At 70.5% G+C, this 14,839-nt stretch carries 11 protein-coding genes; 7 read left to right on the top strand and 4 right to left on the bottom strand.

Annotation, left to right across the window (positions count from 1 at the left end; translation table 11 throughout):
• Positions 1-33: 33 nt before the first annotated feature.
• On the bottom strand, positions 34-1,284 hold the full coding sequence (locus tag NOV86_RS22855) for a zinc ribbon domain-containing protein (protein WP_267644185.1): 1,251 nt from the start codon (positions 1,282-1,284) through the stop codon (positions 34-36).
• 125 nt (positions 1,285-1,409) lie between these two features.
• Here NOV86_RS22855 and NOV86_RS22850 point away from each other — a divergent pair, with 125 nt between their 5' ends.
• The 7 genes from NOV86_RS22850 (at position 1,410) to NOV86_RS22820 (ending at position 12,908) form a co-directional block, all read left to right on the top strand.
• The gene (locus NOV86_RS22850; protein WP_267644184.1) at positions 1,410-3,089 is read left to right on the top strand and encodes a long-chain fatty acid--CoA ligase; all 1,680 of its coding nucleotides are present in this window, start codon (positions 1,410-1,412) and stop codon (positions 3,087-3,089) included.
• An 84-nt stretch (positions 3,090-3,173) separates the two neighbouring features.
• Entirely contained in the window at positions 3,174-4,688 is a 1,515-nt protein-coding gene (locus NOV86_RS22845; protein ID WP_267644183.1) for a hypothetical protein, read from the top strand.
• Between the two features lie 46 nt (positions 4,689-4,734).
• A complete protein-coding gene (locus NOV86_RS22840; RefSeq protein ID WP_267644182.1) occupies positions 4,735-6,267 on the top strand; it encodes a hypothetical protein in 1,533 nt (510 codons plus the stop codon).
• 48 nt (positions 6,268-6,315) lie between these two features.
• Entirely contained in the window at positions 6,316-7,860 is a 1,545-nt protein-coding gene (locus NOV86_RS22835) for a hypothetical protein (protein ID WP_267644181.1), read from the top strand.
• Between the two features lie 85 nt (positions 7,861-7,945).
• Positions 7,946-9,487, top strand: a complete 1,542-nt coding sequence (locus tag NOV86_RS22830) for a hypothetical protein (protein ID WP_267644180.1) — start codon at positions 7,946-7,948, stop codon at positions 9,485-9,487.
• Between the two features lie 79 nt (positions 9,488-9,566).
• The gene (locus tag NOV86_RS22825) at positions 9,567-10,715 is read left to right on the top strand and encodes an acyl-CoA dehydrogenase family protein (RefSeq protein WP_267644179.1); all 1,149 of its coding nucleotides are present in this window, start codon (positions 9,567-9,569) and stop codon (positions 10,713-10,715) included.
• 144 nt (positions 10,716-10,859) lie between these two features.
• On the top strand, positions 10,860-12,908 hold the full coding sequence (locus NOV86_RS22820) for a hybrid sensor histidine kinase/response regulator (RefSeq protein ID WP_267644178.1): 2,049 nt from the start codon (positions 10,860-10,862) through the stop codon (positions 12,906-12,908).
• Here NOV86_RS22820 and NOV86_RS22815 read toward each other — a convergent pair.
• From NOV86_RS22815 to NOV86_RS22805, 3 genes are all read right to left on the bottom strand, one after another.
• Positions 12,905-13,510, bottom strand: a complete 606-nt coding sequence (locus NOV86_RS22815) for a HalX domain-containing protein (protein ID WP_267644177.1) — start codon at positions 13,508-13,510, stop codon at positions 12,905-12,907. The two genes, NOV86_RS22820 and NOV86_RS22815, sit on opposite strands and share 4 nt — an antisense overlap.
• Positions 13,511-13,639: 129 nt before the next feature.
• Positions 13,640-14,368, bottom strand: a complete 729-nt coding sequence (locus NOV86_RS22810) for a DICT sensory domain-containing protein (protein WP_267644176.1) — start codon at positions 14,366-14,368, stop codon at positions 13,640-13,642.
• A gap of 38 nt (positions 14,369-14,406) precedes the next feature.
• A complete protein-coding gene (locus tag NOV86_RS22805; protein ID WP_267644175.1) occupies positions 14,407-14,832 on the bottom strand; it encodes a DUF7960 family protein in 426 nt (141 codons plus the stop codon).
• Positions 14,833-14,839: the final 7 nt, after the last annotated feature.

The following is a 14,839-nucleotide window of genomic DNA, read 5'->3' as shown; positions in this document are numbered from 1 at the left end:
GCCAGACGGACGGGGAACGACCGGACAGCCGACTCAGAGCGTGTCGACGTACCGGTCGCGCTTCCAGAGGTAGATGGCGGTCACGAGCAGGTTCAGGTACGGGACCGCCACGAGGAAGAACGCCTTCGAGGGGAGCCAGCCCGTGGTCTGGCGCAGGAACTTCCGGTCGAAGTAGAGCGCGAAGGGGGCCAGCGTCGGGGTGAGGGCCGCGGCGACCTCGAAGACGCCGAAGGCGTCGCCGGTCCACGGCAGGTAGCCCTGCGCCAGCAGGTCGGGCTGCTGGGAGAGGCCGACGAACAGCCCGAGGAGGGTCAGGCTGGCCGGGAGCAACACGCCGAGCCACCAGTTCTCGCTCGGGGGCTCGGGCTCGAAGGGGCGCTCGCCGCGCTGGACAGACCGCTGCTTCTGGCCGGGTTTGCCCGCCCCCGCGAGCTTCCCGCCCCAGCCCTCGGCCGGCGGCTCTCGACCGATGTCCTCGATCCAGTGCTCGGACCGGTCCGGCGGTCGCCGGGGTCGGCTCCCGCGGTCGCGCCGGCCCCGGTCCGGGTACGCCGACGCCTCGTGTTCGCGGGGGGCGTCCCGCGGTTCGGGTGCGGGCTGGTCGGCCCGGGTCTGTCCCCTGTTCCGGTCCCGGGCCCGCTCGCGCTCGTACTGGACCTCGCCCTTGCCCGCGTCGGTGACGTGCCGGGACTCACCGGGCCCGGAACCGGTGCCCAACGACTCGTCGGGACGGGCGTCGGCGTGGGGCCAGTCGCGGGTCGTCGAGGTTGATTCCCGGCCGGTGTCCGGCGTCCCCGACGCTGCGTCGGGCTGTGTCGCACCGCAGTTCGTGCACTTGACGGCCTGCGAGACGAGGACGGCGCCGCAGTCCGGGCAGCGTTTCTGCCACTTCGCGAGGTCGTCGTCGCGGGGCGAACTCGCCGTGCTGGCTGCCGCGTCAGGAGTCTCGGCGCTGTCCTCGGAATCCGGCGGTCGTGGCGGGGTGGTGGTGGACCCCTCCGGCTGTGGGTCGCCGGCCGGCTCTCCGGCGGTCGAATCCTCCCACTCTCCCACCGGGTCCGCGTCTCCACCCTCGTCGTCCCAGGTCGCCGACCCGAACTCGGGGCCGGCCCCGGCTCCGTCGCCGTCGAGGCCCCAGGCCCAGTCGTCGGTCGGCTGGGCACGACTCCCCCCGGCGAGTGCAGCCCCACAGGTCGTACAGAAGTTGTCGTCGCGGCCGACCGACGCGCCACAGTCCTCGCATGTCGGCGCGTCTCGCGGGTCGTTCCCACCCTCGGAAACCATCTATTTTCGAGTTCTTGTCACCACGGGATAAAATACCTTCGTCCGGCCGGGTCCTCGCGGGCCGAGCAACCGGGGGATGTTGCCTGTGAGCAAATATCATTATGATTCCCTCCGAACAGGCCGGTATGCCTGGCGCAACAGCCCAGACGCTCCGACCGTTCCTGTGGCGTGCCGAGAAACTGTTCTCCGACCGGGAGGTCGTCTCGCGGACCCACGAGGGCATCGTCCGCTACGACTACGACGAGTACGCCGACCGCGTCGCCCAGCTGGCGGGGGCGCTGGACGACCTCGGGGTCGAGGAGGGCGAGCGCGTCGGCACCTTCTGTTGGAACCACCACCGGCACTTCGAGACGTACTTCGGCATCCCGAACATGGGGGCGCAACTGCACACCATCAACCCGCTCCTGCCGGACCACCACATCGAGTACATCGTCGAGAACGCCGACGACCGCGTCCTGTTCGTCGACCAGTCGCTCCTCCCCAAACTGGAGGAACCCGCACAGTCCGACGCCTTCGACGGGGTGAAGCAGTTCGTCGTGATGGGCAGCGAGGTACCAGACACCTCGCTCGACCCCGTGGTGGACTACGAGTCGTTCATCGAGGACCAGCCGACCGACTACGACTGGCCGCAGGTCGACGAGGACGCCCCGGCCGGGATGTGCTACACCTCCGGGACGACGGGCGACCCGAAGGGCGTCGAGTACACCCAGCAGATGCTGTGGGCGCACACGATGGCGACCCTGCCGGACTCCGGCATCGGCATCGACGCCGACGAGGTCGTCATGCCGGTCGTCCCGATGTTCCACGTCAACGCGTGGGGCATGCCGTTCTCGACCACGGCGGCGGGCGCGAAACACGTCTACCCGGGGCCGTCGCCGGACCCGGCAGACCTCGCCCAGCTCATCGAGGAGGAGGAGGTCACGCTCACGGCGGGTGTCCCGACGGTCTGGCTCGGCCTGCTGGAGTACGCGAAAGACAACGAGGTCGACCTCTCCTCGCTCGAACGCATCATCATCGGGGGGTCGGCCGCGCCGAAGTCCGTCATCAAGACGTTCGACCAGCAGTACGACGTGGAGGTCGTCCACGCGTGGGGCATGACCGAGATGGCCCCCATCGGCACCGTCGCCCACCTCAAGCCCGAGATGGAGGACTGGCCCGCCGAGAAGAAGTACGAGAAGCAGGCCAAGCAGGGCCTCCTGGTACCCGGCCTGGAGATGCAGGTCATCGACGAGAACGGCGAGGAGGTCCCGCACAACGGCGAGGACTTCGGCGAGCTCTGGGTCCGCGGGCCGTGGGTGACGACCGAGTACTTCGAGCGCCCCGAGGCGAACGAGGAGGACTTCGTCGAGGACCCCGACGGCACGTGGCTGAAGACCGGCGACGTGGTCACCGTCGACGAGGAGGGCTACATCCAGATCGTCGACCGCGCCAAGGACGTCATCAAGTCCGGCGGCGAGTGGATCTCCAGCGTCGAACTGGAGAACGCGCTGATGGCCAACGACGATGTGGCCGAGGCGACCGTCATCGGCATCCCCCACGAACGCTGGCAGGAGCGCCCCGTCGCGTTCGTCGTCCCCTCGGAGGGCGCGGACACCGAGGCGCTGCAGCAGGACCTGCTCGAGTCCATCCAGTCCGAGTACCCGAAGTGGTGGGTCCCGGACGACGTGGTGTACATCGAGGAGGTCCCGAAGACCGCGACCGGGAAGTTCAACAAGAAGGTGCTGCGCGAGCAGTACGGTGACGAGAGGGACCTCGTCGAGGGCAAGGCGCCCGAGGAGGCCGCGCCCGAAGGCGACGACGACTGAGGCGCCCTCCCTTCGTCTTCCCCCCACGCTCGGCCCGATTGCAGCTACTGAAAGCTACTTGTCGCACCCGTCCACAGCAACCGTATGCGCCGGCGCGCACTTCTCGGTACCCTCACGACGAGTCTGCTGGCCGGCTGTAACGGCCTCGACGCCCTCGACCGCCCGACGAGGGAGCCCTTCGACGTGGCGCGCCGGACCCGGACCACCGACCTGCCAGCCGACCGGGCGACCCTCGACCCGGGCGACCTCGCCCGCGCCCAGCCGGTCACCCACAAGGGCATCGGCTCGCTCCGGTTGCTGGTCGCGCTCGAACCCCAGACCGACGACCGGCTCGCGGTGACCGTCGGCTTCACCAGTGCCGCGACCATCGCCTCGCCCATCCGTCTCTGGGTCGGCCTCACCAACGAGGGCTCCTCCTCGCGCGGCCTGCGCGTGGGCGAGGAGCCACCGGTGAGTTCGCTCCGGGGCGTCGACCCGGAGACCGGGGCGCGCATCGCGCTCCGGCCGGTCCCCGACGGGGAGCCGACGCGCTTCGTCGAACGCGCCGGGGACTGCTGGCGCGCCAGCCCCACCTACGAGCCGCCGACCGCCCAGCAGGCCGCCAGCGAACAGCTCGGCCCCGGCGACACCCTGGGCCGCGAGTACGCACTCGTCACGCCCGCGGACCAGGACGCCTGCCTGCCGACCGGCCAGTACCGGTTCGCCGGGGACGAGTTCGGCGGCTTCACCCTCTCGGTGTTCGACCCGCGGGAGAACAGGGTCGGCCAGTCCCGGTTCGTCGGCGAGGAGGTCCCCGACCTGCCCGACGTGTCCGTCACGGACTGGTACCACCGGAACCAGCCAGACGCCGCCATCTACATGAAGCCGAGCGCCGAGCGACTCCAGCTCTCTGACGGTCGCCTCTCGTTGACGTTCGTCAGCTACGCGAACGCGGCGTTCACCATCCGCGAGGCGGGCTGGCGGCTGTTCAAACTCCACGACGGGCACTGGCACTACGTCGCGCCGCGCCGCCTCCCCGAGGAGACCGTCAGGGTCCGCCCCGGCGAGTCCCACACCATCCGGGGGCGGTTGACGAACGGGACGACGGCCCCCGACGTGGGCGACCTCGACGGCGCCGCGACCTTCGCGGCCGGTGGCCTCGGCCCGGGCCGCTACGCCGTCGAGCACGGTCGCGTCGAGGTCGACCCACGCGGCACCTCGACCCGGCTGGCCTCGGAGGCCGCACTGGTCGAACTCGTCGGCGACCCGGCCCCGCTGGCCCCGACCCCGGGCGCGAAGCGGGTCGGCCGCGAGGGGAAGGAACTGCGCGTGGCCCACCACGACGAGTCGGGCGACGGGCTCGTCGTCTCGCGCCTCGACGAGGCGGACGGCCCTCCGACCGGTCACCTCCTCCGGGAGCAGGTGCTGCAGGTACCCGCCCTCCGCGACACCCTCGGGTTCCTGCACGACGAAACGCTCGCCCGGGTCGTCCTCACCACGTCGGCAGAGCGTGTGGGCCGGACCGCCCGGTGGCTCGACCGGTTCGGGGTCACCGGTGACGAGTCCGGCGTGCGCTTCACCTACGACGGAGTCGGGTACCAACTGGCACGCGACACGTGAACACGACCCGAAGAACAATCGTCTCGCGACCCCATGCACGACTATCGTGCGACGACGGACCCTGCTCGCGGGCATCACCGGGAGCCTCAGCGCCCTCGCCGGCTGTAACGGTCTCGGCGAGGACGCACGAGGCAGGACCGGCACCCGCGAGCCGTTCTCGGTGCCGACGACACCCGACGGGTCTGCCGAGACGGAAGACGAGGTCGACAGCCTCCGAACCCGGGCGGTCTCGACTCTCGGCGACGCGCCGGTCCAGCTGGCGGTCGCGGGCGTCGAGGCTGCGGCCGACAGTCTCGGCTACAGCGTCGGCTTCGTCGCGGACGGGACGCCGGCCAACCCACCCCGGGTGCGGGTGACCGCCACCAACGTCGGTGAGACGGCGACCACGGTCGAGTTCGACGGCGTCGCGCCCTTCGGGGCCCACGTCGGGACGTACGAGGCACCGACGACCGGCCCGGCCGCACCCGCCGGTGGCGGCGGGAACGGCGACGAAGCCGGAAGCGACGGCCCACGGTTGCTGCTCGTGCCGACGAACGACCGGCGGTTCGACGTGGCGTGGTCCTGGGCGAGCGCGCAGTGCTGGCGCTTCCCCTCGGCCTTCGACCCGCCCGAGGTCACGGAGTCGGTCGAGCTGGCCCCCGGCGAAACCACGGACCGGGTGTACGACATCGTGACCCCGAAGGACGCCGAGTGTCTGGTGCCCGGCGTCTACCGGTTCCGCGACGACTCGGTCGACGCGACGTTCGTCGTCTCGGTCTGGGACCCACACCAGCCCCCGCCCTCGCGGTTCGGCGACGTGACGGTCCCCGAACTCCCGGGCTGTGCGACGCGGTGGTTCCACGAGACCGACGGCGAGGTGTTCCTCGAACCGTCCGCCGAGGCAGCCACGACGCCCGTCCCGATCCGGTACACGCTGTACGACCTGGGCGACCAGCGCGTCGTCCCGACGGCGACCCGCGTGTTCAGACTGGTCGACGGCGGGTGGGTGCCGTTGCTGCCGCCACCGCGGTCCGACCCACCGACCGCGCTGTTCCCCGGCCAGACCGAGACGCGGACGCTCCGGGTCGGCGGCGACCCGCGGGCCATCGTCGACCGGACCGCACTGCCGGGGCTGCGGTCCGGCCGCTACGCCGTCTCCTTCGGGGCGTCCCGCGACCTGGAGACGGTGACCTGCCTCGCGGCCCTGCTGGACGTGACGGCCGGGTCGCCCGTGTCGCTCTCGCCCTCACCGTTCGTCGGGCCGCCAGCCAGGGGAACCGAGTCCGGCACCCTCGTCGTCGAGGCGGCCCCGCCGGGGCGCGACTCGATTCCGGAGGCGGACCGCGAGACGGTCGAACTCTCCCGGGCGCCCGGGCGTGACCCGCAGACAACCCTCGTCCTCGAACAGGTGTTCCAGCGCCAGGCGCTCCGGGACACGCTGGCGTTCATCCACGAGAAGCAGACGGCCAGCGACGAGCCCCTCGACAGGGTCCGGCTCACCACGACGACCGGGGCGGTCGCGCAGGTGCTCGGGGAGTCCGCGCAGTCTCTCGCGGTCGCCTACGACGGCGTCACCTACGAGTTCGTGCGCCGGGCGTGAGCACCACCCGAAGAACGATTGTGTCGCGCCCCGATGCTCGTACCGACCGTGCGACGACGGACCCTGCTCGGCAGCGTCACCGGCGCCCTGACAGCGCTGGCTGGCTGTAACGGGTTCGGGGGCGGGGTCGCGGAGACCCAGACGCGGCGGCCCTTCTCCGTGGCGACCACGACGACCGCGACCACGGGCGAGCCCGGCGTCCTCGATTCGTCCCGACCCGACCGTCTCCGTCCCCGGGCGGTCTCCGAACTCGGCGAGACGGCCATCCAGTTCGCGGTCGCCGACGTGGGGACCGCCGAGGACCACCTCGCCCTTCGCGTCGGGTTCGCGGCCGACGCGACGCCCGAGCACCCGGCCCGGCTCTGGGTCGAGGTGGCGAACCGTGGCCCGATTCCGGCCGAGTTCCGGTTCGATGGCTCGGCCCCGGTCGGCGACCTCGTCGGGAGCTACGAGGCCCGGACGAACGGCCCGACCGCCACCGCGTCGGGCATCGCGTCCGGACCGCCCCGGCTCCTGCTCCTGCCAGCTGACGGCGACCGCTTCGAGACCGACTGGGCCGCCGACAACGAGACGTGCTGGCGGGTCGCCGACGAGTTCTCCCCGCCGGCCGATGAGGAGCACGTCGAACTCTACCCCGGTGAGCGCGTGGGCCGGGCGTACGACCTCGTCTCGCCGGCCACGGGCGACTGCCTGGTCCCCGGCGTCTACCGCTTCCGCGAGGACCGATACGGGGGAACGTTCACCGTCTCGGTGTGGAAACCGGACCCGCCGCCGGAGTCGCGGTTCAGGGGCACGGCGGTCCCGGACCTGCCGGCCTGTGCGACGCACTGGTTCCACGAGGGCGAGCGCGAGGTCTACCTCGAACCGACCAGCGAGGCGGTCGAGACCCCCGTCACGCTCCGGGTGACCCTGCACGACCTGAGCGACCAGCGCGTCGTCCCGACCGCGGTGCAGGTGTTCAGACTGGTCGACGGTGAGTGGGTCGCGTTGCTCCCGCCGAGTCGCGAGCCGCGACCGACCGCGCTGTTCCCGGGCCAGACCGCCCGCCGGACCCTCCGGCTCGGGGTCGAACCGGCGTTCGTCGACTCCCGGGAGACGCTGCCCGGGCTTCGCTCGGGCCGGTACGCCGTGCTGTTCGGGGCCTACCGCGACGTGGAGACGACGCGCTGTGTGACTGCCATGGTGCAGGTCACCGGCGACCCGGTGTCGCTCACCCCCTCCGACTTCGTGACCCGGACCAGCCGGGACGGAGGCGTGCTGTCGGTCGAGGCGGGTCCGACCAGCAGCGCGCCGCAACCCGACGAGGACCGGGCGACCATCGCGGTCGGCCGGGCGCCGGCCGCAGCACCGGAGACCACCTTCCTCCTCGAACAGGTGTTCCAGCGCCAGGCGCTCCGGGACACGCTGGCGTTCCTCCACGCCGATCAGCGTCTCTCGCGGGTCCGGCTGACCACGACCACCGGGGCGGTGGCAGAGGTGCTCGGCCCGGCGTCGGCGCCGGACACCGGGTCCGGGGAGCACACCCGGCGCGGGCCGGTCACCTTCACCTTCGACGGGGCCACGTACCGGGCGCAGGTGCCGGCGGACAAGTGAGTTCTCGGCCCCTGTAGCGCCCCCGCATCGTGGATACCCGCCTCCCGAAGACAGTAGTCTCGCCGGCCCGAAGTAGGGACGAACCGTGAAGCGACGCGCGCTCCTCGCCGGGCTCACCGGGTCGCTGTCCGCGCTCGCGGGGTGCAACGGACTGGGGGAGGTGGTTGACCGCCAGACCCGGGAGCCGTTCCGCGTCGAGACGACGGCGACCGAGCGGGAGCCGCAGGTCTCCGCGTCACCACCGACGGAGCCGTCGCAGACGGCCTTCTCGCTCGTCGAGGGACCGCCACGGCGGCTGGCCGTCGGCGACGTCACCGACGGGCAGGACGGTCTCTCCGCGACCGTCGGGTTCACCGGCGACGGCTCGACGGGGACCCCGCCGCGGCTCTGGGTCGGCGTGACGAACACCTTCCCGAGCGGGGGCGAGTTCCAGTTCCCGGGGCTGGTGCCCTTCGACGGGCTGGTCGGCCGTCGGCCCGGGGACGACCTGAGCGACGCCGACACGATGGTCGAGCGCCCGCAACTGGTACTCGTCCCCCTGCGCGACGAGCGCTTCGCGTCGGTCCGCCCCGCCGACCCCGAGGACGGCTGCTGGCTGGCGACGGACGCGATACCGACCGACGTGGACGGTATCGAGGTGACCATCGAGAGCGACCAGACGGTCGGGCGCGAGTATCTGGTCCTGACCGACCCCGGGAGCGACACCTGCCTCCAGCCGGGCGTCTACCGCTTCGAGTCGGCCGTCCCGAACCTCTCGTTCGGCATCTCCGTGTGGAACCCGGAGCAAGCCCAGGCACGCGAGTCGGTCTTCGCCGGCGACGCGAACCCCTTCCCCGGCGGCCTCGTCCCGTCCCTGCCGGACTGTTCGGCCGCGTGGTTCCACCAGGCTCGCGAGGCCGGGGCCGAGGCGTTCCTCGCGCCGGCCCAGGAGCGCATCGAGCTGCCGGAGACGGTCGACGTGACGCTGCAGCGCTACGGCGAGGGCACGGTCAGGCCGACGCGGCTCCAGCTGTACCGGCGGCAGGACGAGCGCTGGGTGCCCATCAGGCCGCCCGCCGGCGTCACACGGCAGTACGACCCCCTCACGCCGGGGTGGCCCGCGACCCGGACCCTCGCGCTCGGTGCCGATGCCGGCGTCCTCGGGACGGGGTCGGGGACACTGGGGCTGCCGGGGCTACGACCGGGGACCTACGCCGTCCGATTCGGGAAGGTCGAGCGCGAGAGGGGGTCCACCTGCCTCGCGGCGCTGCTGTCTCTCGCCGGCGGCGACGCCGACCTCACCCCCACGAACCACGTCGAGGACACCGACCGCGACGGCGAGACGTACCTCGTGCTGTCCCGGCGCCGTCGCCCCGACGACCCGCTCCTCGAGTGTACACGCGTCGGAGACACCGGCGACCGTCCCGACGAGACGCTCATCCTGGAGCAGGTCATGCAACTCGACGGGCTGCGGAACACGCTCACGTACCTGCGCGCGGACGACTCGCTCTCGGCGGTGTACCTCCAGACGTCGCCCCGGGTCGTCCAGCGCGCCCTCGGCGCCGTCGGCCTCGAACGGGCCCGGCGCCGGCGGTTCGTCTTCGACGGGACGGCCTACCAGGTGCGCCGGACCCGGCGGGGCCTCTGAGGGGGCCCACAGGCTGACGAAAGCGGCCAGTCGTTCACCTCGCCAAACGGTATATGGGCCCACGGGTCGAAGCCGGACCATGGACCTTCTCGACGACTCCATCGTCCCCGAGGACGCGCTCGACATCAAGCAGGAAGCCCGCGAGTTCGCGGCCGAGCACATCGAACCCAACGCCCAGGAGTACTTCCAGTCGGGCGAGTACCCGACCGACATCCTCGAGGCCGGGCAGGAGGCGGGGCTGGTCGCCCAGGACATCCCCGAGGAGTACGGCGGCCGCGGCCTCTCGCTCCCGCAGATCCTCGCCATCACCGAGGAGTTCTACCGCGCCGACGCCGGCATCGCGCTCACGCTCCAGCTGGCGAGCTTCGGCTGCGAGATAACCTACGAGTACGGCAACGAGGAGCAGAAAGAGCAGTACATCCGACCGGTCGCGGAGGGCGAACAGCTCTCGGGGCTCGCGGTCTCCGAACCCGAGACGGGGAGCGACCTCGCCGGCATGCAGACCACCGCCGAGAAAGAGGGCGACGAGTACGTCCTCAACGGCGAGAAGTACTGGATCGGCAACGGCGTCGAGGCCGACTGGGTGACCGTCTACGCCCGGACCGGTGACAACCCGGACAACCGCTACGGGAACCACTCGATGTTCATCGTCCCGACCGACACCGACGGGTACGAGGCCGAGCACATCCCCGAGAAGATGGGCTTCCGGGCGTCCAAGCAGGCCCACATCACCTTCGACGACTGCCGCATCCCCGAGGAGAACCTCATCGGCTACGAGGGCAACGGCTTCATGATGCTCGCCGAGTTCTTCAACCACGGTCGGGTCGTCGTCGCCGGCCACGGCCTCGGCCTCGCCGCGGCCGCCATCGAGGAGGCGTGGGACTTCGTCCACGACCGCGAGGAGTTCGGGCGCAAGGTCAGCGACTTCCAGTCGGTCCAGCACGACCTCGCCGACATGCTCATCGAGTTCGAGTCCGCGCGGTCGCTCACCTGGCGGGCCTGCGAGAAGGTCGAGTCCGGCCAGAACGCGGGCTACTGGGCGGCGATGGCCAAGACGAAGGCGACCGAGACGGCGACCCACAACGCCGAGAAGGGCATGCAACTCCACGGCGGCCGGTCCGTCCTCGACGAGCGTCGCATCGCCCGGGTCTACCGCGACGTGCGCATCCCGGTCATCTACGAGGGCGCCAACGCCATCCAGCGCAACCTCGTCTACCGCCAGGCCTGACCACGGCGGCCGACTCACCGGCGCAGACCCCGCTAACCACAAGCGTCTTTATCCGAACCAGCGAACATCTGCGACAACACTCTCGATGTCCGCGTGGGGATACTCTGAACAGTCGTCGGTCCGTGCCGAGGTGTACCGCAGTCGATGAGCACAACGAACACCGTCCTCGTCATCAGTAACGACGCCGAGTTGCGCCAGCGTCTCGCAGCCCCGCTGGAGTGGTCCTACCCCAACGTCGACGTGCTGACGGCGGCGGGCTTCGACGGTATCATCGACCACCTCGACGACGGCTCGCTCGACTGCATCGTCACCGACGACACGACCGCGATGGACTCCCCGGCCATCTTCCAGGCGACGCGCGAACGGCACCCCGACCTCCCCCTGCTCGTCCTCTCCGAGTACCACACCCAGCGAGGGGACGGCGTCGCCGTCATGGAGGTCGTCGACTTCCTCGACGAGATCGGGACGGCCGGCTCCGACGACGCCTTCGCCGGCTGGGTCGCCAACTCGGTGGTCCGCAGTCCCCGCGACGGCTCCCCGCCGGGGGGCAGTCGCCCCGAGGACATCGTCCGCGACGTGAAGCGGTCGCTGGTCGACGCCTCCTCGCCGATGGACATCGAGGAGGCGGTCTGCGAGCAGCTCACGCTCGGCGGTCGGTACCAGTTCGCCTGGGTCGGCGAGTACGACCGCGGCGAGCGACAGGTCGTCCCGTGGGTCGCCGCGAGCGAGACCGGCGACTGGCCCATCAGCATGACCTTCCCGGTCGGGCGCTCCGGCCGCCAGTCGGTCATCGACCGGGCACTGCGCAGCCGCGAGCTGCAGGTCGTCAACGACATCCCGGGCCACGAGGCGTCGGTCCCGTGGCGGGCGACCGCCACCGAGCGCGACTGCAACGCGGTCGCCATCGCCCCGCTCGCGTACGAGGACGAACTGTACGGCATCCTCGGCGTCTACTCGAACGACTCCGACGGGTTCGACGAGATGGAGGTGAGCGCCGTCCGCGAGATCGCGAGCAGCGTCTCGCACGTCCTCGACACCATCGCCATCCGCGGCCGCATCGACCAGCAAGAGCGCGTCCTCAGGCGGTACGAGCGGCTCGTCGAGACCGTCGGCGACGGGATGTACGTGCTCGACTCCGACGGGCACTTCATGACGGTCAACGACGCGATGCTGTCGATGACGGGCTACTCGCGGGAGGGCCTGCTCGGCGAGCACATCTCCATCATCCTCGACGACGAGTCCGTCGAGGCCGGGGCGGAGAGCATCCGCCGGATGGTCCGTGACCGCCGCATGGAGGGCGAGACCCAGGAGGTCACCGTCCAGACCAAGGACGGCCGGACCTACCCCGGCGAGGTGCAGGTCGCACTCCTGCCCTTCGAGGACGGCGAGTTCCGCGGCAGCGTCGGCGCCATCCGGGACATCACGGAACGGAAGAAGCGCGAGCAGGAACTCCAGCGCCAGAACGAACGCCTCGACGCCTTCGCCAGCATCGTCAGTCACGACCTGCGCAACCCCCTCGGGGTCTCACAGGGCTACCTCGACCTGGTCGAAGAGCAGACCGACGAGTCGGTCGCGGAGTACATCGGCCACGTCGAGGACGGCCTCGCACGCATGGAAGACATCATCGCCGACGTGCTCGCCATCGCCCGGCAGGGACAGACCGTCACCGAGACCGAGCCGACCGACCTCGAGGACATCGTCCGCGAGGCGTGGTCGAACGTCGACACGAAGGAGGCGACGCTCGCGGTCACCGACTCCATGCGCATCGCGGTCGACCGGTCGCGGCTCCTGCGCGCGCTCGAGAACCTGTTCCGGAACGCGGTCGAACACGGCGGCAGGACCGTCGCCATCGAGGTGGGCCTGCTGTCACCGACCGGTGGCGATGGCTCGGTTGCAGGCGACGACCTGGCCATCGACGGCACCGGCGGGTTCGAGTTCCCCGAGGGGGAGCAACCGGAGGAACCGGACATCACCCGACCGGCGGGCTTCTACGTCGCCGACGACGGCGAGGGGATGCCCGCGGAGATACGGGAAAACGCGTTCGACTCGGCGTTCACGACGTCGGAGGAGGGCCTCGGTATCGGGCTGTGGGTGGTGCGAGAAGTAGCGAGCGCTCACGGCTGGACGACCACGGTGGTCGAGAGTGCGGAGGGGGGAGCTCGGTTCGAGTTCTCGGACGTGAAACCGGCCTAACTGCCGCCCGGAAGGTCCTGAAACGCCCCGACGAAGTCGTCGTGGTCATGCATTCCGGAGACCGCGTCGTCGACCCTGTCGCGGAGTTCGTCGACGCGGGCGCAGAGTTCGGCGTACTCCTCGTTGTCCTCGAGTTCGCGCTCGGACTTCTCGGATTCGAGCAGCGACTTCTTCGAGACGAGCGAGTAGTACTCCTGGATGTCGCTCTCGTAGTCCGACCGGGAGGTGACGTTCTCGACGACTTCGAGCAGTTCGTCCTTCGAGACGGGCTTGACGAGGTAGTCGTCGAAGCCCATCTCGATGATGTCGAAGTCCGGGTCGACGGCCGTGACCATCACGACGCGACAGTCGTAGCCCTCCTCGCGGATACGTTCGAGCACCTCGTCGCCGGAGAGGCCGGGCATCCGGCGGTCCAGCAGGACGATCTCCACCGACTCTTCCATCAGTTCGAGTGCGGACTCTCCGTCGTACGCCGCTTCGACGTTGTACTCGCTCGTGAGCCACGCCGCGAAGAGGTCCGCCAGTCGTGACTCGTCGTCGACGACGAGCACCTCGAGGCCGTCCGATGAGCTTCCAGCCCCTTCACCGTCGTTTTCTGCCACATGCGACCCATGGAGGCTATGGTTGATAAATGCCGCGCCCACCCCTCTTTATTCTGGTATGTTCGCAGATTGTATACACTCCCGTCTGTGGGTTCGCCGGCCGTACCGTCGTCCTGTCGAGCCGAGAAGTCAGGGCGTGACGTGGTCGGTGTGGGCGAGGAGGTACTCGGACACCTCGTCGACGAGCGCCGGGTCGTACGACCACGTGCCGAAGAACGTGCCGTTGCCGCGGTCGACCGCCAGCAGGGCGCTCTTCAGTTCGTCGCGGCCGCCGCCGTCGAACACCACGAACCACGTCTTGCGGATCTCCTCGGTGTCGAGGCCGTGGGCCGTCACGCCCTCGACGTCCTCGTGGCCGTCGGGCTCGCCGAAGACGTGCAGGTCGAGGTCGGTCGTCGCGAGGCGTCGGTAGACGTCGGTCTGGTGGTCGAAGTTCGAGAGCTGCTGGAAGCCCGCCGAGAGCGTCCCCTCGCCGACGCGGAACGCGCGGTCCTCGATCTCGCGGGTGACCTGCATCAGGTTCTCGTGGTCGTAGCTGGTGAACGTCGTCTCCTTGAGCGGCGCGAGGAGGGCGGCGTGGGCCGAATCGTCGATGCCGAGGTCGTCCGGGCCGGCCGCCGGGCCGTCCAGCAGGTCGAGCAGGTCGCTCGCGTCGACCGCCGCGTAGAGGGTGTCGGGGTCGGTCAGCGTGGCGAAGCACGGTGCCTCAGCCGAGGTGTCGTCGACCTCGACGCGGACGTTCTGGTCGGCGAAGAACGACGCGAGCCGGGTGTCCAGCGAGGACCCGGGTGGCAGGTTGAAGAGCGTCAGCGTCTTCTCGCGCTGACGCACCCGGTCGACGATGTCGAGGAGTGTCATGTGCGCAGGAACTACCCCAGACAGGATGCCCGTTCTCCCTAACTGGGTAGGCGGTCGGCGAGCGTCCACCGGACGAGCCGGGCCTCGACGCGCGCCCGGTCGGTCGCATCCTCGTCGTCGAGGACGGCCTCGCTCTCCTCGAGCATGCGCTGCTCGACGGGGCCGTGGTCGGGCTCGTCCCGGATGTCGTTCAACAGCGCCTCGAAGTCCTCGCGGAGGTCGAACGAGGCACGGGCGACGTTGCACCGCCCGAGCGGGCTCATCCCCATGTCCAGGACGAGGTCGCGCACCAGCTCCCAGTCGTCGGCACAGAAGTGGATGGAGACCTCGCCGACGATGTCACGCCACGCGATGGGACCCGAATGCTTCATCTCGGGGACGGCCCGCGGCGGGAGGTCGATGCGGGTCGCGGTGTCCGGGTTGTCGCAGAGACAGCACGGTTGCTCCGTCTTCCCGGTGTACATACCCGGG

This window comes from Haloarchaeobius amylolyticus, assembly GCF_026616195.1.
GTDB classification, from domain to species: domain Archaea; phylum Halobacteriota; class Halobacteria; order Halobacteriales; family Natrialbaceae; genus Haloarchaeobius; species Haloarchaeobius amylolyticus.
The sequence above is the reverse complement of the archived record's forward strand: the minus strand, read 5'-3'. Positions and strand labels throughout refer to the sequence as shown.

What these genes read in the sequence shown, in the direction of transcription:
- NOV86_RS22820 (WP_267644178.1), top strand. Translation starts at nt 10,860, where the DNA reads ATGAGCACAACGAACACCGTCCTCGTCATCAGTAACGACGCCGAGTTG.
- NOV86_RS22810 (WP_267644176.1), bottom strand. Translation starts at nt 14,368, where the DNA reads ATGACACTCCTCGACATCGTCGACCGGGTGCGTCAGCGCGAGAAGACG.
- NOV86_RS22855 (WP_267644185.1), bottom strand. Translation starts at nt 1,284, where the DNA reads ATGGTTTCCGAGGGTGGGAACGACCCGCGAGACGCGCCGACATGCGAG.
- NOV86_RS22850 (WP_267644184.1), top strand. Translation starts at nt 1,410, where the DNA reads ATGCCTGGCGCAACAGCCCAGACGCTCCGACCGTTCCTGTGGCGTGCC.
- NOV86_RS22805 (WP_267644175.1), bottom strand. Translation starts at nt 14,832, where the DNA reads ATGTACACCGGGAAGACGGAGCAACCGTGCTGTCTCTGCGACAACCCG.
- NOV86_RS22845 (WP_267644183.1), top strand. Translation starts at nt 3,174, where the DNA reads ATGCGCCGGCGCGCACTTCTCGGTACCCTCACGACGAGTCTGCTGGCC.
- NOV86_RS22825 (WP_267644179.1), top strand. Translation starts at nt 9,567, where the DNA reads ATGGACCTTCTCGACGACTCCATCGTCCCCGAGGACGCGCTCGACATC.